At 71.3% G+C, this 22,959-nt stretch carries 19 protein-coding genes and 1 pseudogene; 11 read left to right on the forward strand and 9 right to left on the reverse strand.

The genetic code is table 11. The features are described 5' to 3' along the window. The first annotated feature begins 1 nt into the window (after position 1). From GPA04_RS14420 to pknB, 5 genes are read left to right on the forward strand one after another with little or no spacing between them, the layout of a single operon-like run. On the forward strand, positions 2–1,357 hold the full coding sequence (locus tag GPA04_RS14420) for a Stp1/IreP family PP2C-type Ser/Thr phosphatase (protein ID WP_156224875.1): 1,356 nt from the start codon (positions 2–4) through the stop codon (positions 1,355–1,357). Further along, on the forward strand, positions 1,357–3,117 hold the full coding sequence (locus tag GPA04_RS14425) for an FtsW/RodA/SpoVE family cell cycle protein (RefSeq protein ID WP_156224876.1): 1,761 nt from the start codon (positions 1,357–1,359) through the stop codon (positions 3,115–3,117). The genes GPA04_RS14420 and GPA04_RS14425 overlap by 1 nt, the downstream gene beginning before the upstream one ends. Next, positions 3,114–4,577 (forward strand): peptidoglycan D,D-transpeptidase FtsI family protein, encoded by a 1,464-nt coding sequence (locus GPA04_RS14430; protein ID WP_156224877.1) that lies wholly within the window; start codon positions 3,114–3,116, stop codon positions 4,575–4,577. Before GPA04_RS14425 ends, GPA04_RS14430 begins: the two co-directional genes overlap by 4 nt. A gap of 41 nt (positions 4,578–4,618) precedes the next feature. After that, positions 4,619–6,271, forward strand: coding sequence for a serine/threonine-protein kinase (locus tag GPA04_RS14435; protein ID WP_241680812.1), 1,653 nt, complete (start codon positions 4,619–4,621; stop codon positions 6,269–6,271). A gap of 16 nt (positions 6,272–6,287) precedes the next feature. After that, on the forward strand, positions 6,288–8,213 hold the full coding sequence (gene pknB, locus GPA04_RS14440; protein WP_156224982.1) for a Stk1 family PASTA domain-containing Ser/Thr kinase: 1,926 nt from the start codon (positions 6,288–6,290) through the stop codon (positions 8,211–8,213). A 50-nt stretch (positions 8,214–8,263) separates the two neighbouring features. Here the strand turns inward: pknB and GPA04_RS14445 are convergent, their stop codons facing one another. The 4 genes from GPA04_RS14445 to GPA04_RS14455 are packed head-to-tail and all read right to left on the reverse strand — an operon-like array spanning position 8,264 to position 10,599. Then, the gene (locus GPA04_RS14445; RefSeq protein ID WP_156224983.1) at positions 8,264–8,911 is read right to left on the reverse strand and encodes an aminodeoxychorismate/anthranilate synthase component II; all 648 of its coding nucleotides are present in this window, start codon (positions 8,909–8,911) and stop codon (positions 8,264–8,266) included. A 5-nt stretch (positions 8,912–8,916) separates the two neighbouring features. Beyond that, entirely contained in the window at positions 8,917–9,081 is a 165-nt protein-coding gene (locus tag GPA04_RS21110) for a hypothetical protein (protein ID WP_170299363.1), read from the reverse strand. Continuing rightward, the gene (locus GPA04_RS14450) at positions 9,081–9,854 is read right to left on the reverse strand and encodes a class E sortase (protein ID WP_241680814.1); all 774 of its coding nucleotides are present in this window, start codon (positions 9,852–9,854) and stop codon (positions 9,081–9,083) included. Before GPA04_RS14450 ends, GPA04_RS21110 begins: the two co-directional genes overlap by 1 nt. After that, a complete protein-coding gene (locus GPA04_RS14455) occupies positions 9,841–10,599 on the reverse strand; it encodes a DUF881 domain-containing protein (protein WP_156224879.1) in 759 nt (252 codons plus the stop codon). Before GPA04_RS14455 ends, GPA04_RS14450 begins: the two co-directional genes overlap by 14 nt. Positions 10,600–10,694: 95 nt before the next feature. Here GPA04_RS14455 and GPA04_RS14460 point away from each other — a divergent pair, with 95 nt between their 5' ends. Beyond that, positions 10,695–10,946 (forward strand): cell division protein CrgA, encoded by a 252-nt coding sequence (locus tag GPA04_RS14460; protein WP_156224880.1) that lies wholly within the window; start codon positions 10,695–10,697, stop codon positions 10,944–10,946. Between the two features lie 239 nt (positions 10,947–11,185). On the opposite strand, the gene GPA04_RS14465 is transcribed toward GPA04_RS14460, so the two are convergent. From GPA04_RS14465 to GPA04_RS14475, 3 genes are all read right to left on the reverse strand, one after another. Beyond that, complete coding sequence (locus GPA04_RS14465; protein WP_156224881.1) at positions 11,186–12,493, reverse strand: neutral/alkaline non-lysosomal ceramidase N-terminal domain-containing protein; 1,308 nt, start codon at positions 12,491–12,493, stop codon at positions 11,186–11,188. 247 nt (positions 12,494–12,740) lie between these two features. Next, positions 12,741–13,724 carry a rhomboid family intramembrane serine protease gene (locus GPA04_RS14470; RefSeq protein ID WP_156224882.1) on the reverse strand — a complete coding sequence of 328 codons (984 nt, stop codon included), beginning with the start codon at positions 13,722–13,724 and terminating at the stop codon, positions 12,741–12,743. 4 nt (positions 13,725–13,728) lie between these two features. Next, positions 13,729–14,301, reverse strand: coding sequence for a peptidylprolyl isomerase (locus GPA04_RS14475; protein ID WP_156224883.1), 573 nt, complete (start codon positions 14,299–14,301; stop codon positions 13,729–13,731). Positions 14,302–14,415: 114 nt separating this feature from the next. Here GPA04_RS14475 and GPA04_RS14480 point away from each other — a divergent pair, with 114 nt between their 5' ends. The 4 genes and pseudogenes from GPA04_RS14480 (at position 14,416) to GPA04_RS14490 (ending at position 20,018) form a co-directional block, all read left to right on the forward strand. Continuing rightward, positions 14,416–15,249: a hypothetical protein gene (locus GPA04_RS14480; RefSeq protein WP_156224884.1), complete on the forward strand. Its 834-nt coding sequence runs from the start codon at positions 14,416–14,418 to the stop codon at positions 15,247–15,249. Positions 15,250–15,495: 246 nt separating this feature from the next. Further along, a complete protein-coding gene (gene argS / locus GPA04_RS14485; RefSeq protein WP_156224885.1) occupies positions 15,496–17,307 on the forward strand; it encodes an arginine--tRNA ligase in 1,812 nt (603 codons plus the stop codon). 362 nt (positions 17,308–17,669) lie between these two features. After that, positions 17,670–18,167, forward strand: a pseudogene (locus tag GPA04_RS21535) (RNA polymerase sigma factor); the annotation flags it as partial. 45 nt (positions 18,168–18,212) lie between these two features. Further along, positions 18,213–20,018 (forward strand): zf-HC2 domain-containing protein, encoded by a 1,806-nt coding sequence (locus GPA04_RS14490; RefSeq protein WP_241680815.1) that lies wholly within the window; start codon positions 18,213–18,215, stop codon positions 20,016–20,018. A gap of 29 nt (positions 20,019–20,047) precedes the next feature. On the opposite strand, the gene GPA04_RS14495 is transcribed toward GPA04_RS14490, so the two are convergent. After that, positions 20,048–20,989, reverse strand: coding sequence for an SDR family oxidoreductase (locus GPA04_RS14495; protein ID WP_156224887.1), 942 nt, complete (start codon positions 20,987–20,989; stop codon positions 20,048–20,050). A 176-nt stretch (positions 20,990–21,165) separates the two neighbouring features. Between GPA04_RS14495 and GPA04_RS14500 the strand changes: the two genes are divergently transcribed. Beyond that, complete coding sequence (locus GPA04_RS14500; protein WP_156224888.1) at positions 21,166–22,005, forward strand: helix-turn-helix transcriptional regulator; 840 nt, start codon at positions 21,166–21,168, stop codon at positions 22,003–22,005. A 33-nt stretch (positions 22,006–22,038) separates the two neighbouring features. Here the strand turns inward: GPA04_RS14500 and GPA04_RS14505 are convergent, their stop codons facing one another. Further along, positions 22,039–22,953: a cation diffusion facilitator family transporter gene (locus tag GPA04_RS14505; protein ID WP_436277915.1), complete on the reverse strand. Its 915-nt coding sequence runs from the start codon at positions 22,951–22,953 to the stop codon at positions 22,039–22,041. Positions 22,954–22,959: the final 6 nt, after the last annotated feature.

The following is a 22,959-nucleotide window of genomic DNA, read 5'->3' on the forward strand; positions in this document are numbered from 1 at the left end:
CGTGACCGTCTCCCTGAACTACGCGGCCCGTTCCGACGTGGGGCTCACGCGCGAGAACAACCAGGACTCCGGTTACGCCGGCCCCCAGCTGCTCGTGGTCGCCGACGGCATGGGCGGCGCCGCCGCCGGTGACGTGGCGTCCTCGGTGGCGGTGGCGCACCTCGCCTCGCTCGACGGCGACGAGCACTCCGCGGACGAGCTCCTCGACCTGCTGCGCTCCGCCGTCGCGGACGCCCACTCGGACCTGCTGGCCTACGCCCGTGACACCCCGAAGAACGCCGGCCTCGGCACCACCGTGATCGCGCTGCTGCGCACCGGCGCGACCGCGGCCATGGTGCACATCGGCGACTCCCGCGCCTACCTGGTGCGCGCGGGCACGATGCACCAGGTCACCCACGACCACACGTTCGTGCAGCACCTCGTCGACACCGGCCAGCTCACCGAGGAGGAGGCGGAGAACCACCCGCAGCGCTCGGTCCTGCTCCGCGTGCTCGGCGACTCCAGCGCCGAGATCGAGCTGGACGAGTCGGTCCGGGAGCTCCGTGACGGCGACCGCTGGCTGCTGTGCTCGGACGGCCTGTCCTCGTACGTGTCCGCCGAGACGATCGCCGACGTGCTCGCGGAGACCGCGGACCCCGGCCAGTGCGCCGACGACCTCGTGCAGCTCGCGCTCCGCGCCGGCGGGCAGGACAACATCACCGTGATCGTCGCGGACGTCACGAAGGACGCCACCGATCCCGGACGCCTGCCCGACACCACGCCGCAGGTGGTCGGAGCGGCTGCGGTCGACCGCAAGGCCCCGACCCGCGGCGGGAACTCGCCGGCCGCCCGCGCCGCCGCGCTGACCGCCGGCTCCCGTGCGAGCTCGCCGCGCCAGATGATCCGGGACAGCTCCGACGACGAGGAGGAGCTGGACCTCGACGCCCCGCCCCGGCGTCGTCCGATCTTCACCATCCTCGCGATCGTCGTCGTGCTGCTGATGCTCGCCGGGGCCGGGACGCTCGGCTACCGGTGGACCCAGACGCAGTTCTACGTCGCCCCCGACGAGACCGACGGGGTGGTCGCGATCTACCGCGGCGTGCCTCAGGAGCTGGGGCCGGTGTCGCTGTCGAGCATCGAGGAGCGGTCGGACATCGTGGTCGCCGAGCTGCCGCCGTTCGTGCAGGCGCGGGTGGAGGCGGGCATCGCCGCGTCCAGCCTCGAGGCCGCCCGGGACACCGTGGAGGGCCTGGCCGCCGAGGTCAGCTCGCCCGAGACCACGGAACCGACCGACGACGCCAGCACCGCTGAGACCGACCCGGCCACCGACCCCACGCCGTCAGACCCGTCGACCTCGACCAGCGAGGCCACCGGCTGATGGCGACCGTCGCACCCTCCACGCGCCCCCGCGCCGGCCGCAACAGCGAGCTCGGGCTGCTCGCGATCGCGCTCGCCGTCGGCGTCGCCGCGTACGCGATCGTGGGTCTGAACCTCGACGGCGTGGTCCCGGTCGATCTCGTGCGTCACGTCGGGATCCTGGTCGTGCTGACCGTGGTGCTGCACCTCGTGATGCGCTGGCGCGCGCCGAACGCCGACCCGGTGATGCTGCCCGTGGTGGCCGCGCTCAACGGGCTGGGCCTGGCGATGATCTACCGGATCGACCAGCCGCTGGCCGAGCGTGGGCTGCGGGCGGGCTTCGCCGAGCGACAGCTGGTCTGGACGATCATCGGGATCGTGCTGGCGATCGCGGTGCTGGCGCTGCTGCGCGACCACCGCACGCTGCGGCGCTACCCGTTCCTGGCGATGATCGCCGGCCTCGCGCTGCTGTGCCTGCCGATGGCGCCGTTCATCGGGCAGACGATCAACGGCGCACGGCTGTGGATCAACGTGGCCGGGTTCTCGTTCCAGCCGGCCGAGGTCGCCAAGATCCTGCTGGCGATCTTCTTCGCCGGGTACTTCGTGAACCGGCGCGACGCGCTGACGCTCGCAGGCAACAAGATGCTGGGCCTGCACCTGCCGCGGTTCGCCGACCTGGCGCCGATCGTGGTGATCTGGGTCGTCAGCGTGGGTGTGCTGGTGGTCGAGCGGGACCTCGGCACCTCGCTGCTGTTCTTCGGCCTGTTCGTGGCGATGCTCTACGTCGCCACCGAGAAGGTCAGCTGGATCTTCATCGGTCTGCTGCTGGTGGGCGTGGGCGTGGTCTTCGCCTACTCGACGTTCGACTATGTGGCGGCCCGGTTCGACGTGTGGCTGAACGCGCTCGACTCCGAGATCTACAACCGCGACCCCGGCGGCTCCGGCCAGTTGGTGCGCGGGCTGTTCGGGCTCGCGGCCGGTGGCCTGATGGGCACGGGCCTCGGCCTGGGCCACCCGGACCTGGTGCCCTACGCGAACTCCGACTTCATCGTCGCGAGCCTGGGCGAGGAGCTGGGGCTCACCGGCCTGGTCGCGATCCTCATGCTGTACCTGGTGCTCGCCCAGCGCGGCCTGCGCGCCGCGATCGGGGTGCGTGACGGCTTCGGCAAGCTGCTCGCCTCGGGTTTCGCCTTCGTGATCGCGTTCCAGGTGTTCGTGGTGGTCGGCGGCGTGACGCGGCTGATCCCGCTCACGGGTCTCACCATGCCGTTCATGGCGGCCGGCGGCTCCTCGCTGGTGGCGAACTGGATCATCGTGGCGATCCTGCTGCGGATCTCCGACGCCGCGCGCCGCCCCGCCCCGGCCGGCGCCGGTTCGGTGGTCGGCAACGAGACCGCCCTGATCGCGCTGGGCGACGTCGCCCCCGCCGACCCCGTCCCGGCGTCCGTGCCCTCAGTACCGGCCCGCCCCTCCGCCTTCGGCTGGGACGACGTCGAACCCGAGCCCAACACCTTCGCCAGCTCCCGCACCGAGCTCATCGACCACCGTGAAGAGCGGCCAACCAACGCCGTCGGCCATGAATCGAACCCGGCCGACACGACAGGTGACCAACAAGGCGGGCCGGGGACGTCTCGCGCGACGCTGGATGGGCCTGGCGGGAGCGAGCGAGGAACGAGCGAGCGGATGGTTGGCGTCGCGCGAGACGTCCCCGGTCCGCCGGACCAGACCTCGACGAGCGACGCTGACGACGATGACAACCCCACGGAGGTGGTGAAGCGATGAACTCCCCGCTGCGCCGCCTCTCCATCGTGATGCTCGCGATGTTCGTGCTGCTCATGGGCAACGCCTCGTGGGTCCAGTACGGGCAGGCGGGTGCGCTCAACGACGACCCGCGCAACGTGCGCACGATCTACCGCGAGTACGGGCAGGACCGTGGCCCGATCGTCGTGGCGGGCACGCCGGTCGCGTTCTCCGAGCCCGTCGACGACCCGTTCGGGTTCCAGCGGATCTATGCGAACGGTCCGCTGTACGCGCCCGTGACCGGGCACTTCTCGGTGGTCTTCTCCAGTACCGGCATCGAGGACAAGGGCAACGCCGTGCTCAACGGCACCGACTCCTCGTTGCTGTTCCAGCGCATCCAGCAGCTGTTCACCGGTGGCAGCCAGCAGGGTGGCGCCGTCGAGGTCACGATCGACCCCGCGGCGCAGCAGGCGGCATGGGACCTGCTCGGCGACCAGCGCGGTGCGGTCGTGGCGCTCGACCCCAAGACCGGCGCGATCCTCGCGATGGTGAGCAAGCCGAGCTACGACCCGAACGTGCTCGCCGGTCACAGCACGAGCGAGGTCAACGCCGCCTGGCAGCAGCTTCTCGAGGACCCGACCGACCCGATGATCAACCGCACGATCGCGGGCGACCTGTACGCGCCGGGGTCCACGTTCAAGCTGGTCGACACCGCGATGCTGCTGGAGTCGGGGGACTTCACGCCCGACAGCGAGGTGCCCGCACCCACGGTCTACACCCCGCCGGGCACCAGCACCGGGATCAGGAACCCCGGCGGTGCGGTCTGCGGGAACGGCACCACCGCCACGCTGACCGAGGCGCTCCGGGTCTCCTGCAACACCCCGTTCGCCCAGCTCGCGGTGCAGCTCGGCCCGGAGGCGCTGCAGGACCAGGCGCAGGCGTTCGGGTTCGGCCAGGACCTCGCGATCCCGATGACGGTCACGCCGAGCACGCTGGGCTCGGACTTCGACGCCAACGACCCCGCGCTCGCGCAGACCGCCATCGGGCAGCGCAGCGTGCGCGTCACGCCGATGCAGATGGCGATGGTCGTGGCCTCGATCGCCAACGGCGGCGTGCTGATGCACCCGTACCTGGTGGCGACCGAGCGCGGCCCGAACCTCGACGTGGTCGCCGAGACCCAGCCGAGCGTGTTCTCACGCCCGGTGTCGGCCTCGACCGCCTCGCTGATGACCCAGATGATGGTCAACGTCGTGGACAACGGCACAGGATGGCCGGGACAGGTTCCCGGCGTGTCGGTGGCCGGAAAGACCGGTACGGCCCAGTCTGGTGTCGAGGGTGTGGCACCGACGGCGTGGTTCACGGCGTTCGCTCCGGCGGACGACCCGCAGATCGCGATCGCGGTCGTGGTGGAGGAGGGCGGCGACCTCGGAGACGAGGCCACCGGCGCCAGGGTGGCGGCACCGATTGCCGCGGGGGTCATCGAGGCGGTGCTGGGGGAATGAAGCCAGAGGCAGGGCTCACGTTAGGTGGCCGCTACGAGCTGATGGATCGCATCGCCGTCGGCGGCATGGGCGAGGTGTGGCGGGCCGCTGACCTGCACCTGGACCGGATGGTCGCCGCGAAGGTGCTCCGCGCCGAGTTCGCGGGCGACACCTCCTTCCTCGCGCGCATGCGTGCCGAGGCGCGCAACGCCGCGGGTCTCTCGCACATCAACGTCACGGCGATGTACGACTACGGCGAGCAGAGCGGCGCCGGCTACCTGATCATGGAGCTCGTCGAGGGCGAGCCGATGTCGGACATGCTCTCCCGCGAGCGCACGCTCGCACCCGGGCAGCTGCTGCCGATCCTCGCCCAGACCGCACGCGGTCTGCACGCCGCGCACATGGCCGGCGTGGTGCACCGTGACGTCAAGCCCTCCAACCTGCTGATCACCCGTGACGGCACGGTCAAGATCACCGACTTCGGCATCGCGCTCGGGGCCAACCAGGCCCCGATGACGGCGGCCGGCATGGTGATGGGGACCGCCCAGTACCTGCCGCCCGAGCAGGCGATGGGCAAGGCGGCGCAGGGCGTGGGCGACATCTACGCGCTCGGGGTCATCGCCTACGAGGCGCTCGTGGGCCGGCGGCCGTTCACCGGTGCCACCCAGGTCGACATCGCGTTCGCGCACGTCAACCAGCCGGTGCCGCAGATGCCCGAGCGGGTCGACCCGCGGGTGCGCGACGTGGTGATGTCGATGCTCGACAAGGACCCCGAGCGACGGCCCCGCAGCGGCGCCTCACTCGCGCGGATCCTCGACGACCTGCTGCGCGAGCTGCAGGCCGAGGTCGCCCACGGGCGGGTGGCGCCGCACCTGGCGGCCCGCGCCGAGGTAGCGGCGATCGCCACCCAGGCGATGCCCATGACGGGGTCGGCACGCGACGAGGCCCAGCTCGTCCGGGAGCGAGCACGTCAGCGCCCGCGCGACCAGCGCACGGTGGCGGCCACCGGAGCCGCGGCCGCAGCCGCGGCGCCAGCCGACCACCGCGCGCGGCTGAGCGTGGTGGCACCGGTGGTCGGATCGTCGGCGTTGCAGCTCGACCACCTCGAGTCCGAGGCCGCACCCGAGCCGGCGGCGGCAGCTACGGCGGTGGCTGCGGCAGCTGCGGCGACCGTCGTCGAGCAGGCCGTCACGGGGAGGTCCGCCGTCGAGCAGGCCACCGTCGAGCCGGCCGAGCCGGCCCAGCCGGCCATCGCCGAGCGGGCGGTCCTCGAGAAGGCGGCGGGGGTGCGGCGACCGCCGCTGCCCTCACGTCCGCGTCGGAACCGTGCGCCCGAGCCGGCCGGCGCGGCGTGGCGACCCGACGAGACCGACGCCCGATACGCCGTCGAGACCCCCGATCGAGGGTTCGCACCGGCATGGGCGCCGCTGGGTGCCGGGGTGCGCACCGTCGTCGAACGCCCGGCTCTCACGACCCGGCCACGGCGACGGCGGCACGAGCGGATCGCCGGTGTGTGGGCCTGGCAGACACTTGTGAAGGTCCTGGTGGTCGCGGCCATGCTGATCGTGCTGGTGCTGTGGCTGGGTACGCTTGCCCAGGCGGCTGCGCTGGCACCGGCGCTGGGCGCCGCAGGGATGCTGGGAAAGCAGAGCGCTCTGAGCGCCGCGGAACGCGGGCGCAGTTCGCATACGAGGAGGAGACCGACGAGTGGCTGACGGACCCTCCCCGCGCATGCTTGCCGGGCGCTACGAGGTCGGCGAGCTGATCGGCCGCGGCGGCATGGCCGAGGTGCACATCGGGCGCGACACCCGCCTGGGCCGCACCGTGGCGATCAAGGTGCTGCGCAGCGACCTCGCGCGCGACCCCACGTTCCTGGCCCGGTTCCGCCGCGAGGCGCAGTCGGCGGCGTCGCTGAACCACCCCGCGATCGTGTCGGTCTACGACACCGGCGAGGACGGCGGCCTGGACGGCAACGGCGTCGAGACGCACGTGCCGTTCATCGTCATGGAGTACGTCGAGGGCCACACGGTCCGCGACCTGGTGCGCGACGGTGCCGCCCTGCCGATCGACGAGGCCATCGAGATCACCGCCGGCGTGCTGTCGGCGCTGGAGTACAGCCACCGCGCCGGCATCGTGCACCGCGACATCAAGCCCGCGAACGTGATGCTCACGCCCACGGGCGACGTCAAGGTCATGGACTTCGGCATCGCGCGGGCGATGACCGACGCCTCGGGCGGCATGACCCAGACCCAGGCCGTGGTCGGCACCGCGCAGTACCTCTCCCCGGAGCAGGCGCGCGGCGAGGTGGTCGACACGCGCTCCGACCTCTACTCCACCGGCTGCCTGCTGTACGAGCTGTTGACCGGGCGGCCGCCGTTCCAGGGCGACTCCGCCGTCAGCGTGGCGTACCAGCACGTGAGCGAGGCCGCTCCGGTGCCGTCGGCGATCGCGCCCGACGTGCCCGAAGCGCTGGACCGCATCGTCATGAAGGCCCTGACCAAGGACCGCGAGGAGCGCTACAGCACGGCCGACGAGTTCCGGTCCGACCTCGAGGCGGTCGCTGGGGAGGGCGTCGTGTCCGCCCCGCCGCTGGGTGCCACCACCGTGCTCGCGGGTGCGGGCGGCGGTGCGACCCAGGTGTTCGGAGGCCCGGCGCCCGCCGTCACGCCGACCACGCGGGCCGAGGCCCAGGCGCTCACCGACGAGGATGCGGAGCCGCCCAAGCGCAACAAGGCGCTGATCTGGATCCTCTCGATCATCGGTGTGATCGCCCTGGGCGCGATCATCTGGCTGCTGCTCAACCGAGGGACCACGCCGGAGGAGCCGGAGAGCCCGACGACGACCGCGGCCGAGATGGTCGTCATCCCGACGCTGACCCAGGGCATGACCGAGGACGAGGTCACGGCAGCCCTGGAGGAGGTCGAGCTGGTGGCCGACGTGCAGGACCCGGAGGCCAGCGACACGGTCGAGGCGGGTGGCTTCATCCGCTCGAACCCGGAGTCCGGCCAGACGGTCGACGTCAGCGTCGAGACCAACCGGACCGTGCAGGTGTGGTTCTCCGCCGGCCCTGACTCGATCGCGATCCCGGACGTCAACGGCATGACGCAGGAGCAGGCCAGGCAGGAGCTCGCGACGGCCGGTTTCGACGCCGCGAACTTCACGATCACTCCCGAGGACATCGCCGGCACCCCGCAGGGTCAGGCCGACCGCACCGAGCCTGCCGCCGGTACCGAGGCCGCGCCGGACACCCCGATCACGATCTTCATCGGCAGCGGCCGGGTCGAGCTCCCGGATCTGCGCAGCCTGCCGGCGGGTGAGGCGCAGGACATCCTCGACGACCTGCAGCTGAACTACCGGTTCGGCGAGACGGTGTTCAGCGGTGACTACGAGCCCGACACGATCGCGGCGACCGACCCCAGCGCCGGTCTCGTGGAGTACGACGCCCTGATCACCCTGACGGTCTCCTCAGGCCCGTCGCCCGAACCGACCACGGAGGAGCCGACAACCGACCCGGGCACCGACCCCGAGGCCGGGACGGACCCCGACGCCGGCACCGACCCCGACGGCGGGACCGGCCCCGAGGCCGGAACCGACGGCCCGGACGGCCCGGGCAACGGCACGGGCAACGGGAACAACGGCAACGGCAACAACCCCTGAGGTTTCAACACCTTTCCGTGCATGAACGGAAAGGTGTTGAAACCTGGGGATCAGGTGGCCGGGGCGAGGGGGGCCAGCCCCTCGGAGGAGGCGACGGCGTCCTCGTCGCCGCAGGTGGCCAGCCAGTTGGCCAGCAGCCGGTGACCGCCCTCGGTGAGCACGGACTCGGGGTGGAACTGGACGCCGTGGAGCGGCAGCTCCCGGTGCTGCAGCCCCATCACGATGCCGTCACCGGTGGTCGCGGTGACCTCGAGCACGGGCGGTACGGTCTCGGCGAGCACCGCGAGCGAGTGGTAGCGGGTGGCCGTGAACGGGGTCGGCAGGCCGTCGAAGACGCCCGAGCCGCCGTGGTCCACGGGCGAGGTCTTGCCGTGCATCAGCTCCGGCGAGTGCGCGACCGTGCCGCCGAACACCTCACCGAGCGCCTGGTGGCCGAGGCACACCCCCAGCATCGGGGTCCTCGTGGCCGCGCAGGCCTCGATCACCGGGATGCTCTGACCCGCGCCGGCCGGTGTGCCCGGTCCGGGTGAGATCAGCACGCCGCTGTAGGCGGCGAGCCGGGCCGGGTCCGCGACGATCTCCGCGAGCAGCGGGTCGTCGTTGCGCACCACCTCGGTCTGCGCCCCGAGCTGGTTGAGGTAGCCGACGATCGTGTAGACGAAGCTGTCGTAGTTGTCGACGACGAGGATGCGGGTCACGGCACTCATGATCCGTCGCCGACCGTGTTCTCATCAAGTGGCAGCAACGGCGCCACCGCGGGGAAGACCACCTCGAACAGCAGCAGCACGGCTGCGGCCACCAGCACCAGCAGGATCAGTGCCCGCACCAGCGCGGGTCCGGGCAGGTGACGCCAGATCCATCCGTACATCAGCCCTCCTCCAGCAGCTCGATGATCTCGGCGGGGCGCCCCTCGGAGCGGTCCACCCAGTGGTCCAGCTCCCCATGGATGATCCACCGCTCCCGCGTGGACCACAGCGGGTGGCACGTCGTCAGCGTGATCATGCGCTGCGTCGCCTCAGCGGCCGGGTCGACCGGGTTGGGTGCGATCACCTCGGTCTGCGTGGGAAGCACCACGTAGGAGTCGGTGACCCGGTAGACGTACCAGGCCTGCGCCGTCTGCACGATGACCGCGTCCCCGACCTCGAGGGAGTCGACGCCGAAGAACGGCTTCCCGTGCGACTGCCGGTGGCCCGCGATCGCCAGGTTGCCGATCTCACCCGGCAGCGCCGTGTCGGGGTAGTGGCCCGTGAACCCGGCGTCGAGGACGTCCGCCCGACCCACGCCCTCCGCGACCGGCCACTCCCAGTCGGGACCCCAGCGCGGCACGAACATCGTCGCGAAGGTCTCGCCCGCGGCCGGCACCGGCTCGACGGGCGGCTCACCGGTCTGCGGCGTCCCCGCCCGCTCCGGCGAGTCCGGCGCCTCCTCGGCGAACGCCTCAATGTGCGCGCTCGCCTCACGGCCACCCGTGACATCCGTCCAGAAGACCTGCCACACCACGAACAGCGCGACGATCACACCCGCGGTGATCAGCAGCTCCCCGAGGAACCCGACGGCGCGCATGCCCGGGGCGGGGCGGGGCCGTGCGTGCCCCGCGCGGCGGCGCACCTCCGGGGGTGCCGCCACGTCAGCCCGGGACACTCGCGTACTCCATGCTCAGGTTGCTCTCGTCCGCAGGCATCTCGATGGTCTCCTCGGCTCGGACCTGCCAACCCAGGTTCAGCGCGTCCACGTACTGGAGGTAGATCTGGATCGGTGCGGTCGAGAGCAGCGTCTCCTCCAGCTCGTCGGGGTCACCGATCGCCGCGATCTCGTACGGCGGTGAGTAGGTCGCGCCGTCGATGAGCAGCACGTTGCCCACGCAGCGGACCGATGTGGTCATCGTGACCCGGTGGCCCTGCACCATCAAGGCCTCGGCGCCGCCGGCCCACAAGCCGTTCATCACGGCCTCCAGGTCCTGCTGGTGCACCACCAGGTCGTCGGGGCTCGCCCACTCCGGCAGCTGCACCGGTGTCGGGGCGTCGTCGAGCCGGACCAGCAGGCCTGGGCCGGTGACCGCCGTCGTCCCGGAGGCATGCGCCAGCAGCTCGTCCGCCTCGGCGGGGTCGTTCTGCTCCTCCAGCAGCGCCGCCACCTCCTCGCGCAGCGCCACCACGTCGGCGTTCGTCTCGGCCAGCCGCTCGGACTCCACCCGCACCAGGTCGCGGAAGTTCTCCGGCTGCCGCTCGGACTGGTCGTCCGCCAGCCCGGCGCTCGTGCTGAACATCAGGCCCGCCAGCAGACCCACGACCCCCAGGCCCACCGACGCCTGGAACGAGTACCGGCCACCCCGCCGTCGGCCGCCTGAGCTCCCCTGAGGTGCCGAGGCGTGGCGATGCGGGGACATGCGGTCAGTCTAGGTCGGTCTCACCGGGCTACCATGGGCGCGTCCGGACGGCCCACGCCGTGATCGGGCAGAACCACGCGAAGGAGTCCAGGTCGATGCCCGAGTCCGCGTCCCGGCGCCGCAAGAAGCCCGCCTACACGCCGCCCCCTGCTTCCTCCGCGCCCGCGATCAGCAAGCCCTGGTACGCGCCCGTCTGCGTCACGCTCCTGATCGTCGGCCTCGTCTGGGTCGTCACCACCTACATCCTCGACTGGGCCTACCCGATCCCCGGGATCGGTGGCTGGAACCTGGCGATCGGGTTCTCGGTGATGATGGTCGGGTTCATCATGCTGATGCGGTGGCGGTAGGGGTTTCCGTCTGACCTGAGTTGCGGGTGGTGTTGCTCGTTCTCGTCCGGGTCGCCGGGACATGTGTGCGCGACGCGACCATCCGCACGGTCCGCTCGTTCCTCGCTCCCCGTGCTCCCGCCAGGCCCATCCAGCGTCGCGCACACATATCCCGGTGACCCCTGGTGCGTTTCCTTGGGTGGTTCTCGCCCCTCTTGAGGCCGACGACGGCGGTTGCCGGGTTCTTTTAGCGCCTCCTCTCAGGGGTGGGCTTGGTTCTCTTGGTGGGTGCTGCTTGCGGCTTCCGGGAGCGTGCTGAGGGCACGGAGGGCGGCGGTTTCCAGGCGTTCTGCGCAGCCTGTGGCGAAGGGGCCGGGCATGCCGTAGTAGCGGTGGGCGTCGTCGACCTCGTAGCCGCCGTGGGGGTACTCGTCGGCGGGTGGGACGTAGCCCGGGCAGCCGTTGGCGTAGCCCAGCACCAGCACGGGGTGCGTCGGTGCCTGGGAGGCGATGCGTGTCGCGGTGGCCAGGAACGGTTCACCGGGCAGGGCCACCAGGGCGACGTCGCCGAGCGTCACCGCTGTCACGGTCCCGGCCCAGGCGTCCGGGACGTGGTCGTAGGAACCGGCCAGCAGCTCCGCGCTCCAGTGGAGCCAGGCGCCGAGGAGTGCCTCCCGCTGCGGTGAGACGCCCGCCGCGATCTCGGCGCGCCACTTCGCCGCCTGCGCCCGGGCCTGCGCCACGTCCACCCGCTCGATCGGCAGCTCGACCGGCTCGACGGCCACCGCTGCCGACGCCGCTCCGACCTCGCGCGCCGGCGCCGCCAGCACCGCCTCCGCCAGCGCGGTCCCGATCCGCTCGGCCGCGGCGAACGTGCGCTCGTCGGAGGAGTCGACGTCGTAGGTCAGGTCGACCTGCTGACCGCAGTTCTGGTCGCCCGCGGCCCCCGTCGCGTAGACGCACAGCGCACCGGGCGTGGCGGCCTCCAACCGATCCCGCACGTAGCTCGGGAAGTCGCCTGAGATCGACCGGTTCGTCGCGTCCAACATCACCGGGTGAGCCGGGAGCACGACCAGCCACGCCGCCGTCCGACCCTCGCTCTCGAAGCGCAGGAACTGCGCGGGCGGGTCGGTGAGGCGGTCGTCGTGCCGGCGGTTGTTGGCGATTCCGAGCGCGGGCGTCTCGCCGTACCGCACCGTGCAGGCGGTCCGGCTCGCCACGGCGCCGCGCACCGCCGCGACGACGGCGGCCACCACCGCGTCGTGGACCGCGCCGTCGTGCGGGCCGAGCCTCTCGAACGCCACGCACGGGCCCGAGTGGGTGTGGGTGGCGGTGACGACGGCCTCGCGGACCTCGTCCCCGAGCAGCTCCCGCACCATCGCGATCGTGCGCTCGTGCAGCCCGCAGACATCGACCGCGACGAGCGCGACGTCGTCGAGCACCAGCGCCCGGACCGTGAGCGGGTCGTGCACGCCGTCGCTCGGGCCGCTCCGCGCGGCGAACCCGGACATCTCGGTCCCGACGGGGACGTCCACGTCCACCCGTGCGGTGCCCACCCACAAGCTCACGGCTCATCCTCCCGCGGCATCCCCAGGTGTGGGTAACCGTGTGGAGAACTACAGCCATGTAATTCCACAGGTGTGAACAAGGTTGTGGATCACCAGGACCGGGTGGCGGGGGCCGTCGAAAGGCCCGTCGGGGCAGCGCGAAGCCGCGCCACTGCCGCGGCTGGATCACGGGGTCCGCAGGGTGTGCACACGTGCGGGGGGAGACGACCGACGCCGGGTAAGCCCCGGTCCGGCGACGTGCGAGCGCTCAGACGAGCGCGTACCGGACCACGGTGGCGATGATCAGCAGCAGCGCGATGGCGGCGATGCCAGCGGGGCCGGCCCACGTCCGGATCTTCTTCGGCACGTAGGCGAGCACGGCGGCGATGGCCGCACCGGTGACGAGGCCACCGAGATGGGCCTGCCAGGAGATGTTCGGCATCACGAAGGTGATGACGAGGTTGATGCCGATCACGCTGAAGATCGAGGTGTTGCGCATCTTCAGGCGCAGCATCACCACGGCCACGGCGCCGAACAGGCCGAACACCGCGCCGGAGGCGCCGACGGCCCCGCGGTTCCACAGCTCCAGCGGCGTCAGCAGCAGCACCGCCACCGAGCCGCCGAGCGCGCTGACGAGGTACAGCGCGAGGAACCGGGCCCGCCCGAGCGCCTGCTCGAGGAACGGACCCGTGAACCACAGCGCCACCATGTTGAAGCCCAGGTGCACGATCCCGAACTGGCCGGGTGCGTGCAGGTACGCCGTGGTGAGCATGCGCCACGGCTCGATCTGCCCGGCGGCGGGGCTGAACGTGAACGCCTGCCGCAGCGAGGGGTTCACCATGTCGATGAGGAAGACCGCCACGCAGAGCGCGATCATCGTGATCGTCACGACCGGCTTCGCACCCGGCCGCGCCCTGCCGCCGAAGACGGTGACCTGCCCGCGCCCGCCCTGGCTCGCCTGCCGCACGCAGTCGACGCAGTGCACGCCCACGGCGGCGGGCCGCTGGCACTCCGGGCACGCCGGCCGGCCGCACCGCTGGCAGCTGACGTAGCTGACGCGGTCCGGGTGTCGCGGGCAGACCGGCGCACCTTGTTGTGGCGCGGGCGCACCCCCCTGGCCGCCCCACCCCTGGCCGGCCCAGCTCTGACCGGGCCCGGCGGCGGGCGGGGTGCCGTACGCGGGCGCGCCGTCGCCGTGCTGGCCGGGCTGGCCGGACTGACCGGGGGGAGGTGCCGAGGGGTAGGACGTCATGGGGTCAGTCGACGATCTCGACCGAGTTGATGACCACGTCCTCGACCGGCGCGTCGCCGGGTGCCTGGCGCGGGTCGCTGATCGAGAACAGCTCCATCGCGCGCTTGTTCGGGCCGGTCGGGGTGCTCCCGATCGCGTCGACGACGGCGGTGCTCGCCGGGTCCTTGACCTTGCCGAAGATCGTGTGCTTGCCCTGCAGGTGGGTGGTGGCGGCCGTGGTGATGAAGAACTGGGAGCCGTTGGTGCCGCGGCCCATCCGCTTGCCCGCGTTCGCCATCGCGAGCACGTAGGGCTCGCGGAAGTGCAGCTCGGGGTGGATCTCGTCGTCGAACTCGAAGCCGGGACCACCGGTGCCGGTGCCGAGCGGGTCGCCGCCCTGCACCATGAAGTTCGGGATCACGCGGTGGAACACCGTGCCGTTGTAGAGCGGCTCGTTGGTCTCCTCACCCGTGGCCGGGTTCGTCCAGGTCCGCGCACCGGTGGCGAGCTCGACGAAGTTCTTGACGGTCTTGGGGGCATGGTGGGGCAGCAGCTCGATGACGATGTCGCCGGCGCTGGTGTGGAGGATCGCATCCATGCCCCTCATCCTCGCATTGCCTCGCTCCATGTGCGCGCCGCGCCCAGACGACATAGGCTGTGGCAAAACCCGTCATCTGCGGATCGACGCAGATGCGCAAGCGTGGGGAGAGACATGGCGCGCAAGGACAAGATCTCCGCGGACCAGCTCCGCGACACCGCCCAGGACGCTGCACAGGAAGCGGGCAAGATCGCCAGGTCCCTCGCCGACCAGGGCAAGGACTGGGCCACCCCGAAGGTCGAGGCCGCGATCGAGTGGGCCGGTCCCCGGGTCGAAGGTGCCTGGAAGAAGGGCGTCGAGGCCGCCGCGCCGCGCGTCCTGAGCGCCGCTGACAAGAGCCGCGACGCCGTCGACATCGCGCACGACAAGCTCGTCGACGACGTCATCCCGCGAGTGATCGCCGCGATGGAGGAGGCCGCCAAGGCCGCCCGCGGTGGCGCAGACGACCTGCAGGGCAAGGCGACGGCGGCCATCGCGGCCGCCGAGAAGGCCGTCAAGCAGCAGGAGGCGCAGGCTCGCGGCGGCAACAAGTTCGCCAAGACCCTCGGCTGGGTGCTCGTGGGCACCGCGGTCGCAGGCGCCGGCGTGCTGATCTGGCGCCGTACCCAGCCCGTCGACGACCCGTGGGCCGAGGAGTACTGGGACGACGCGGTGGCGAGCTCGCCCACGCAGGGCACCTCCGCCGTCGACAAGGCCAAGCACGCCGCCTCCGGCGTCGCGACCTCGGTCGCGGGAGCAGCTGAGAAGGCCAAGGAGGCTGCCTCCGACGCCGCCGCCAAGGTCAAGGACGCCACGGCCGAGGCCACCACCAAGGCCAAGGACGCCGCCGCCGAGGCGAAGGGCAAGACCGACGAGGCCGTCGTCGAGGCGAAGGACAAGACCGAGGACGCCGTCGCCGAGGCGAAGGACAGCTCCGAGGGCGCCGTCAAGGACGCCAAGAACGACTGACCTCAGGTCATCTCCACGACGGCCCCGCACCGGAAGGTGCGGGGCCGTCGTCGTCCCGCCCGCCCGCTCACTCGATTTCACCGCACTTTCGACCACCGACCGGTTTCACCGCACTTTCGACCACAGACCGGTTTCACCGCACTTTCGACGCGCGTCCACCTGCACGAGCGCGTTCGTCGGACGTGCGGTGAAGTCTCGCCGTGCCGAAAGTGCGGTGAAAGCGGTCGGGGGCGGCGCAGTGCGAGAATGGCGCGCGTGTCTGCCCCCGTCACGCCCCTCGCCGAGCAGCTGACCGCCTCGCTCGGCCACGCGATCGCCGCCTCCTACCCGGACCAGACCGGGGCGGACCCGCTGATCCGACCCAGCGACCACGCCGATCTGCAGGCTAACGCGGCCCTCGCGCTCGCCAAGAAGGTGGGCGCCTCACCGCGAGAGGTGGCGAGCGCCGTCGTCGGGAACATCGGTGACGACCTCCTGATCGGCAAGGTCGAGATCTCCGGGCCGGGCTTCATCAACCTGACCCTCTCCGACACCGCGCTGTGGGCGCAGGTCGAGGCGCGGCTGGCCGACGACCGGCTCGGCGTGCCGGCGACCGAGCTGGGGCGGCGCACGGTGGTCGACTACTCGGCTCCGAACATCGCCAAGGAGATGCACGTCGGGCACCTGCGCTCGACGATCATCGGCGACGCGCTCGTGCGGGTGCTGGAGTTCCTCGGCAGCCAGGTGATCCGGCAGAACCACCTCGGCGACTGGGGCACCCAGTTCGGGATGCTCATCACCTACATCGACGAGCACCCGGACGAGCCGTGGCGCCACGCCGACCTCGAGAGCGGCGCGTCGGACGACGCCACGTCGCCCGTCTCGGCGCTCGACGAGCTGTACAAGAAGGCCAGGGCAGCGTTCGACGGCGACCCGGAGTTCGCGGACCGGGCGCGTCAGCGCGTGGTCGCCCTGCAAGCCGGCGACGAGGACACCCTCGTGGTCTGGAAGGACATCGTCGCCGAGTCCGAGTACGCCTTCGACGCCGTCTACGCCCGGCTCGGCGTGCAGATCTCCTCGGCGGACTCGGCGGGCGAGTCGACGTACAACGCGGTGCTCGCCTCGGTGGTGCAGGAGCTGGTCGACGCCGGGGTCGCCGTCGAGAGCGACGGCGCCCTCGTGGTGCTGTCGGAGGAGATCACCGGGCGCGACGACCAGCCCGCAGCACTGATCATCCGCAAGTCCGACGGCGGCTACGGCTACGGCAGCACCGACATGGCCACGATCCGGCACCGGATCAAGGACCTGCAGGCCGACCGGATCCTGTACGTCGTGGGCGCACCGCAGGCGATGCACTTCAAGCAGGTGTTCGAGGCGGCGCGGCGGGTCGGCTGGCTGACCGAGGCCGTGGAGGCCGTGCACGTGCCGTTCGGGTCGGTGCTGGGCCCGGACGGGAAGATGTTCAAGACCCGCGCAGGCGGCACCGTGCGGCTCGCCGAGCTGCTCGACCAGGCGGTGGAGGCAGCGGCGGCCGTGGTCCGCGAGGGCGCAGAGGCCCGCGGCGAGGTGGTCGACGAGGCCGCGCTCTCCCAGATCGCGGAGCAGGCGGGGATCGGTGCGGTCAAGTACGCCGACCTCTCCGGCAACCGGGTCAAGGACTACGTGTTCGATCCCGAGCGGATGGTGGCGTTCACCGGCAACACCGGCGTCTACCTGCAGTACGCGCACACCCGGATGGCCTCGATCCTGCGCAAGGCGATCGACCGCGGACTCAGCGTGCCCGGCAGGGTGCCCGCCGCCGTCGAGGTGGCGCTGGAGCCCGCCGAGCGGGCGCTGACCCTCCAGCTCGACGCCTTCGGCGAGGTCCTCGCGGACGTGCTCGACTCCTACGAGCCGCACAAGCTGGCGACCTACCTGTACGAGACCGCGCGCGCGTTCACCGACTTCTACGAGGCGTGCCCGGTGCTGGCGGCGGACGGCTCGGTGCGCGATCGCCGGCTGGCGCTGGTGGATCTGACGCGGCGCACGGTGGCGCAGGCGCTGGAGCTCCTGGGCATCGCGGCGCCCGACCGGATGTGAGTCGCGCGGTGTGTCGCCCAGCCGCTGGACTCAGCAGCTGGGCGACGTCCCCCGCGTGGTGCGGGCGGGCTGGTCCCCTCTCCAGCCCGCCACGCACGGCCGTCCCCTCCGAACGATCGTGTCAACCATCCTCGTGCGGTGGGGTGGGGCCCCCCGACTCCGCCCCACCGCCCGAGCTGATGATCTGATCCACCCTGCCCGGTTGGATCTGACTCAGAGATGCTGGGGAGCGGTGATCATGACGCGGCCTCGGGTGTGAACTAGGTCATAGCGGTGGTCACGTAGCATGAGGCGGTTGGGGACGGCGTCGGAACACGCCGATGTGCACGAGACAGGGGCGGATATTGGCGGTGCCGGTCGGCATGCCCGATCACGCGTTGCTCACGCGTGCCCGGGACGGCGATGGTGAGGCGTTCGAGGCCCTCTATCGTCGGCATCACCGCGCCGCCACGCGTGCTGCCCACAGCTACTCCTCGCGCACACAGCTCGCGGAGGACGCGGTGCAGGAGGCGTTCATGCGCATCCTGCAGGCCACACAGGATGGTGGCGGCCCGAAGACGGAGTTCCGCGCCTACCTGGCGACGACGGTCCGCCACGTCATCGCCGGATGGACGCGCGGCGAGCAGACGATCCTCACCGACAAGCTCGAGGAGCTCGCAGGTGAGGACACCCGCGACAGCCACCGGCCCGAGTCGCGGCTGCGCTGGCACCTCCTGACCAAGGCGTTCAAGTCGTTGCCCACACGCTGGCAGGAGGCGCTGTGGCTGGGTGAGGTCGAAGGCGTGGCGCCCGCCGAGCTCGCCGATCGCTGGAACATGTCGGCGAACTCCGCGGCCGCGTTGTCCTACCGCGCCCGGGAAGGCCTGCGCACGGCGTGGCTGGATGCCCATGTCAACGAGGGCCTGGTGCCCGACGAGTGCCGCCCGTTCGTCACCGACCTCAGCCGCTACACGCAGGGCAAGCTCACGGACCGCCGCGAAGCCCAGGTCCGGTCCCATCTCGAGGACTGCGACTACTGCCGCGGGGTCCTGTTCGAGGTCGACACCGCGGCATCTGAGCTGCGCGTGCTGCTGATCCCTGTCGCCGTGTGGGCCGGGCTCGCGCTCGCGGGCGGCGGTGTCGCAGGTGGAACGCTGGCCGGGCTCTCCAAGATGGCCGCTGGTGTCAGCACGCGAAGCATGGCGCTGGGGGCGACGTCCACCGCGGCGGTCACCGCGATCGTCATCGCGACCGTCACGATGAATCCCGGGGCCGCCGACGCCTTCGGGAACGATCCGGGAGGGGCCCGGCCTCTCGTCACGCTCGGTCTTCCGGGTGGGTCCGGTCCCGACGACGACGGCGCCGGCGCTGATGCGGACGAGGCGAGCGAGGACCCGAGCGAGGACCCGAGCGACGAGCCGACGGACGGACCGTCGGACGACCCCACGGCCGTGCCGACGCCCGGCCCCGACGACACCACGACCGCGCAGCGGACGACGATCCGGGACGATCCACCGTCGAGTCCGGACCAGACGCCGGATCCCGACCCCACGCCTTCCTCGGATCCCGCGGTGTCCCCGGCTCCGACGACGCCGCCGACCATTCCGCCGGTCGTGCCGCCCACGGATGAGCCGGACGAGGCCGCGGCCCCAGGCCTGGACTTCGACGTCGTCGAGGGCGTGATCGTGCTCTTTGGCCGTGGCGAACCGGGCGCGACCATCACGCTGGAGACTGTGCCCGTCGCCGGTGGCGGCGGAGGTGACGCGGCTGGCGGGGCCGTCCGCTCCGTGCCGCTCCGGATGCCGACGGAGGTCACCGGTACGCCGCTCGACACGGTCGAGGTCGACCCGGACGGGGACTGGACACTGACACCGGAGCTCGACCTGGTCGCCGGGCAGCGCGTCTCGGCCATCCAGACCACCGTCGACGGGAGGGTGTCGGCGGCAGTCACCGTCGACCTTCCCTCGCGGCCAGCAGCGCCGGAGATCACCTTCTCAGATCGAGTTGGTCAGTACGTCACGATCCGTGGACAGATCGAGGCAGGTGGGGACATCGAGATCGACACGAGCGATGGCACCCGTGTTACCGATCTGGTCCTGCTTCAGGACGGCACTTGGAGCGCCAATATCGACCTTCTGACCTCGGGTGGGGGCGAGATCACGGCACGTCAGTGGTTCGATGACCTTCCGTCGCAGGTCTCGGCGTACCCAATTCCCGAGTTCGTGCTCGTTGATCTGATTCTGAGCGTCCCCGTTGTCGATGGCGACGTCATCAGGTTCTCCGGCACCGGTGAGCCGGGCGCCTCGGTGACGGTGAGTGGCGAGGGTTTCGAGACCGATCCGGTCTCGGTGAATCAGAATGGCGAATGGTCCTCCTCGGTCCCCGCTGACCACGCGCTCAGCGACACCCCTGTCGTAGCGACACAAACCCTCGGCGACCGGACGTCAGTGAGCGAGGCGGCGAGCATTCCCTTCATCGCACCGCCTCTGCAGATCGACACGGTCGTCTTCCTCAACGGCGTCTTGACCGTGACAGGAACGACCTCAGAAAGCGGCACGGTCGTCGTTCGGTTCGTCGAGGAGGGTCCGGACAGGGAGATCGGTGCCGTCATCTCCTTGGGGGAGCTGTGGGTCCTCATCGCGGTCGACCCCCGGATTCAGCCTGACTCCGAGATCGAGGCGGTCTTGGTGGTCGACGGCGTCGAGTCTGATCCAGTCCCGGTCGACTGGTAGCGAACGGGCTGACTCGGATCGCTGATCGATCACGCCGTCGAGAACTTCGCTCCTACTAGCTCCACCGACAACTCCCACACCCGCGCGGCTTCCTCAGCACTCCGCAGCGGACCATAGAGGCGAGCCTCGCCGGGCGGGCCACCGACACCGCCAAGTCCGCGCGGCGCATACATGACACCCGGCTTGACGTCGGGGGCAGTGGCGGCCATGAGCGCGGGTAGCTGGGCCGTCTCGACGGTGCCCGCCAGGATGCCCCGGGCCGAGAGCGCCCGGATCACCCGCACCTGAGCCGTGTCCTGGGTCCTCCCGATCTCGGGGCGCGAGGCGAGCAGGCTGGTCGGTGCAACGCCCGGGTGTGACAGGTTGCTGGTGATGCCCCAGCCGCCCGCCCGGCTGCGCCGCTGCAGCTCGAGCCCGAAGAGGCCGAGCGCGATCTTGGACTGGATGTACGCACGCTGCCCGGAGTAGCGGCGTTCCCCGTTGAGGTCGTCCCAGGTGATGCGTCCGCTCCGCGCCGCGATGCTCACCTGCGAGGTCACGCGCGCCTTCCCCGCCCGCAGCAGCGGGAGCAGGTGGCCGACGAGCGCGACGTGGCCGAGGTGATTGGTCCCCAGCTGCAGCTCGAAACCATCGGCCGTGACCTGGCGATCCGGCGGTGTCATGACTCCCGCGTTGTTGACCAGGAGGTGGATGGGAGACCCCTCCTCGCGCAGCTCGTTACCCAGGGCCGCCACCGACGCCAGCGACGAGAGATCCAGACGGCGGAGCGAGACCTTGGCGTGCGGGTGCCGGTCGCGGATCCTCGCGACCGCGGCCTCGCCCTTGGTCGGGTTCCGGACCGGCATGATCACCTCGGCGCCGGCCCCGGCGAGGCGGGTGGCGATTCCCAGCCCGATGCCGTCGCTGGCCCCGGTGACGAGAGCGCGCGTGCCGGAGAGGTCCGGCATGGTGAAGTCGATGTGACTGGGCATGGGGCTGTGCTCCTCCTGTGGTGGTGTGTCCTCACCTTCAGGCACGCCCGCAGGCCGTTCCAGGGAGCGTCGATCCCCGGGTCCGCGGTCCGCCCCGGCCAGAGGGGGATCAGCGAACCGTGGCTACGGGCGCCGTCCCGGGGTACAAACGAGGCAGGACCACGAGGGGGACCACCATGATCGACCGCGCCGGGCTGGCCGAGTTCCTGCGACGGCGCCGTGAGGCGCTGCAACCCGAGGATGTCGGCCTCCCGCGCGGGATGCGCCGCCGCACCCGTGGCCTGCGCCGCGAGGAAGTGGCCTCGCTGTGCCACATGTCGACCGACTACTACTCACGCCTCGAGCAAGAACGCGGACCTCAACCCTCGGAGCAGATGCTCGCCTCGATCGCCCTGGGGCTCCATCTCGCGGTCGCCGAGCGCGACCACCTGTTCCGCCTGGCTGGTCACCAGCCGCCCGTGCGAGGCGGCATCAGCGAGCACATCAGCCCTGGCCTGCTGCGGATCCTGGACCGGCTCGACGACACCCCGGCTGAGGTCGTCACGGAGCTCGGCGAGACGCTCCGGCAGTCCCCGATGGGCGTCGCCCTGACCGGGGACCACACCCGCCACACCGGCTCCGCGCGCAGCATCGGCTACCGCTGGTTCACCGATCCCGCGTCCCGCGCTCTCTACGCACCCGAGGAGCACCCGTTCCTCACCAGGATGTGGGCATCGGGCCTGCGGGAGATCGCCACTCTCCGGGGTCCTGGCTCGCGCGCCGCACGGCTGGTCGACGAGCTGCTCGAGCGGAGCGAGGAGTTCCGGCGGGTGTGGGCCGACCACGAGATCGGCATCCGGCCGCACACGGTCAAGCGGTTCGTGCATCCCGAGCTCGGCGGTCTGGAGCTCACCTGCCAGCGGCTGCTGGACCCCGACCAGTCGCACTCGTTGCTCGTCTACACCGCCGTCCCCGGCAGCGAGAGCGCCGAGAAGCTGCGGCTGCTGTCGGTCATCGGAGCCCAACCCGTCGCCTGACGGCGGCGGTCGTCGGGGGCGGTTCGGCTCGCCTCAGGCGTGGGTCGCGACCTCGTCGTGGTCGTCGTGGGTGCTCGGCTCGATCTGGAAGGTCGAGTGCTCGACGTCGAAGTGCCCACGCAGACAGCCCTGCATCGCGTCGAGCACGTGGCAGAAGGCGTCCGGTGTGAGCACGCGGTCGTCCACCACCACGTGCGCGGTGAGCACCGGCACCCCGGACGTGATGGTCCAGGCGTGCAGGTCGTGCACGTCGACGACGCCGTCGACACCCTCCAGATGCTTGCGCACGTCGGCGAGCGTGAGGTCCTCGGGCGTTCCCTCGAGGAGCACCTTCGCGACCGTCCGCAGCAACGAGACCGCCCGGGGCAGGATCAGCAGCGCGATGGCGATCGAGGCCACGGCGTCCGCGCGCTCCCAGCCCGTGGTGACGATCACCACCGCTGCCGCGATCACCGCGATCGAGCCGATCAGGTCGCCGAGCACCTCGAGGTAGGCGCCGCGCACGTTGATGCTCTCGCGCTGGCCACCGCGCAGCAGGAGCAGGGCGACGAGATTCGCCAGCAGCCCGAGCACACCGATCGCGAGCATCCCCGGTGCCTGCACCTCCGGTGGCTGCTGCCACCGCTGCACGCCCTCGACCAGCACCAGCACGGCGACCACCGTCAGCAGCACCCCGTTGACCAGGGCGGCGAGCACCTCGGCGCGCTGCCACCCGAACGTCCACCGATGGTCGGCGGGCCTGGCTGCCAACCAGGTCGCCGCGAGCGCGATCGTCAGCCCCGCGGCGTCGGTGAGCATGTGACCGGCATCGGACAGCAGTGCGAGCGAGCCCGTGACGGCGGCACCGACGACCTCCACCACGAGCACCACGCAGGTGATCGCGAGCGCGGCCGCGAGCCGACCTCGGTGCCGCTGCCCGGGGGTGTCATGGCCGTGGTCGTGACCCAGACCCAT

It is taken from the genome of Pseudactinotalea suaedae, assembly GCF_009733815.1.
In the GTDB taxonomy this organism is placed as follows: domain Bacteria; phylum Actinomycetota; class Actinomycetes; order Actinomycetales; family Beutenbergiaceae; genus Pseudactinotalea; species Pseudactinotalea suaedae.

What these genes read in the sequence shown, in the direction of transcription:
- GPA04_RS14425 (WP_156224876.1), top strand. Translation starts at nt 1,357, where the DNA reads ATGGCGACCGTCGCACCCTCCACGCGCCCCCGCGCCGGCCGCAACAGC.
- GPA04_RS14430 (WP_156224877.1), top strand. Translation starts at nt 3,114, where the DNA reads ATGAACTCCCCGCTGCGCCGCCTCTCCATCGTGATGCTCGCGATGTTC.
- GPA04_RS14435 (WP_241680812.1), top strand. Translation starts at nt 4,619, where the DNA reads ATGGATCGCATCGCCGTCGGCGGCATGGGCGAGGTGTGGCGGGCCGCT.
- pknB (WP_156224982.1), top strand. Translation starts at nt 6,288, where the DNA reads ATGCTTGCCGGGCGCTACGAGGTCGGCGAGCTGATCGGCCGCGGCGGC.
- GPA04_RS21110 (WP_170299363.1), bottom strand. Translation starts at nt 9,081, where the DNA reads ATGTACGGATGGATCTGGCGTCACCTGCCCGGACCCGCGCTGGTGCGG.
- GPA04_RS14455 (WP_156224879.1), bottom strand. Translation starts at nt 10,599, where the DNA reads ATGTCCCCGCATCGCCACGCCTCGGCACCTCAGGGGAGCTCAGGCGGC.
- GPA04_RS14460 (WP_156224880.1), top strand. Translation starts at nt 10,695, where the DNA reads ATGCCCGAGTCCGCGTCCCGGCGCCGCAAGAAGCCCGCCTACACGCCG.
- GPA04_RS14470 (WP_156224882.1), bottom strand. Translation starts at nt 13,724, where the DNA reads ATGACGTCCTACCCCTCGGCACCTCCCCCCGGTCAGTCCGGCCAGCCC.
- GPA04_RS14475 (WP_156224883.1), bottom strand. Translation starts at nt 14,301, where the DNA reads ATGGATGCGATCCTCCACACCAGCGCCGGCGACATCGTCATCGAGCTG.
- GPA04_RS14480 (WP_156224884.1), top strand. Translation starts at nt 14,416, where the DNA reads ATGGCGCGCAAGGACAAGATCTCCGCGGACCAGCTCCGCGACACCGCC.
- argS (WP_156224885.1), top strand. Translation starts at nt 15,496, where the DNA reads ATGGCGCGCGTGTCTGCCCCCGTCACGCCCCTCGCCGAGCAGCTGACC.
- GPA04_RS14495 (WP_156224887.1), bottom strand. Translation starts at nt 20,989, where the DNA reads ATGCCCAGTCACATCGACTTCACCATGCCGGACCTCTCCGGCACGCGC.
- GPA04_RS14500 (WP_156224888.1), top strand. Translation starts at nt 21,166, where the DNA reads ATGATCGACCGCGCCGGGCTGGCCGAGTTCCTGCGACGGCGCCGTGAG.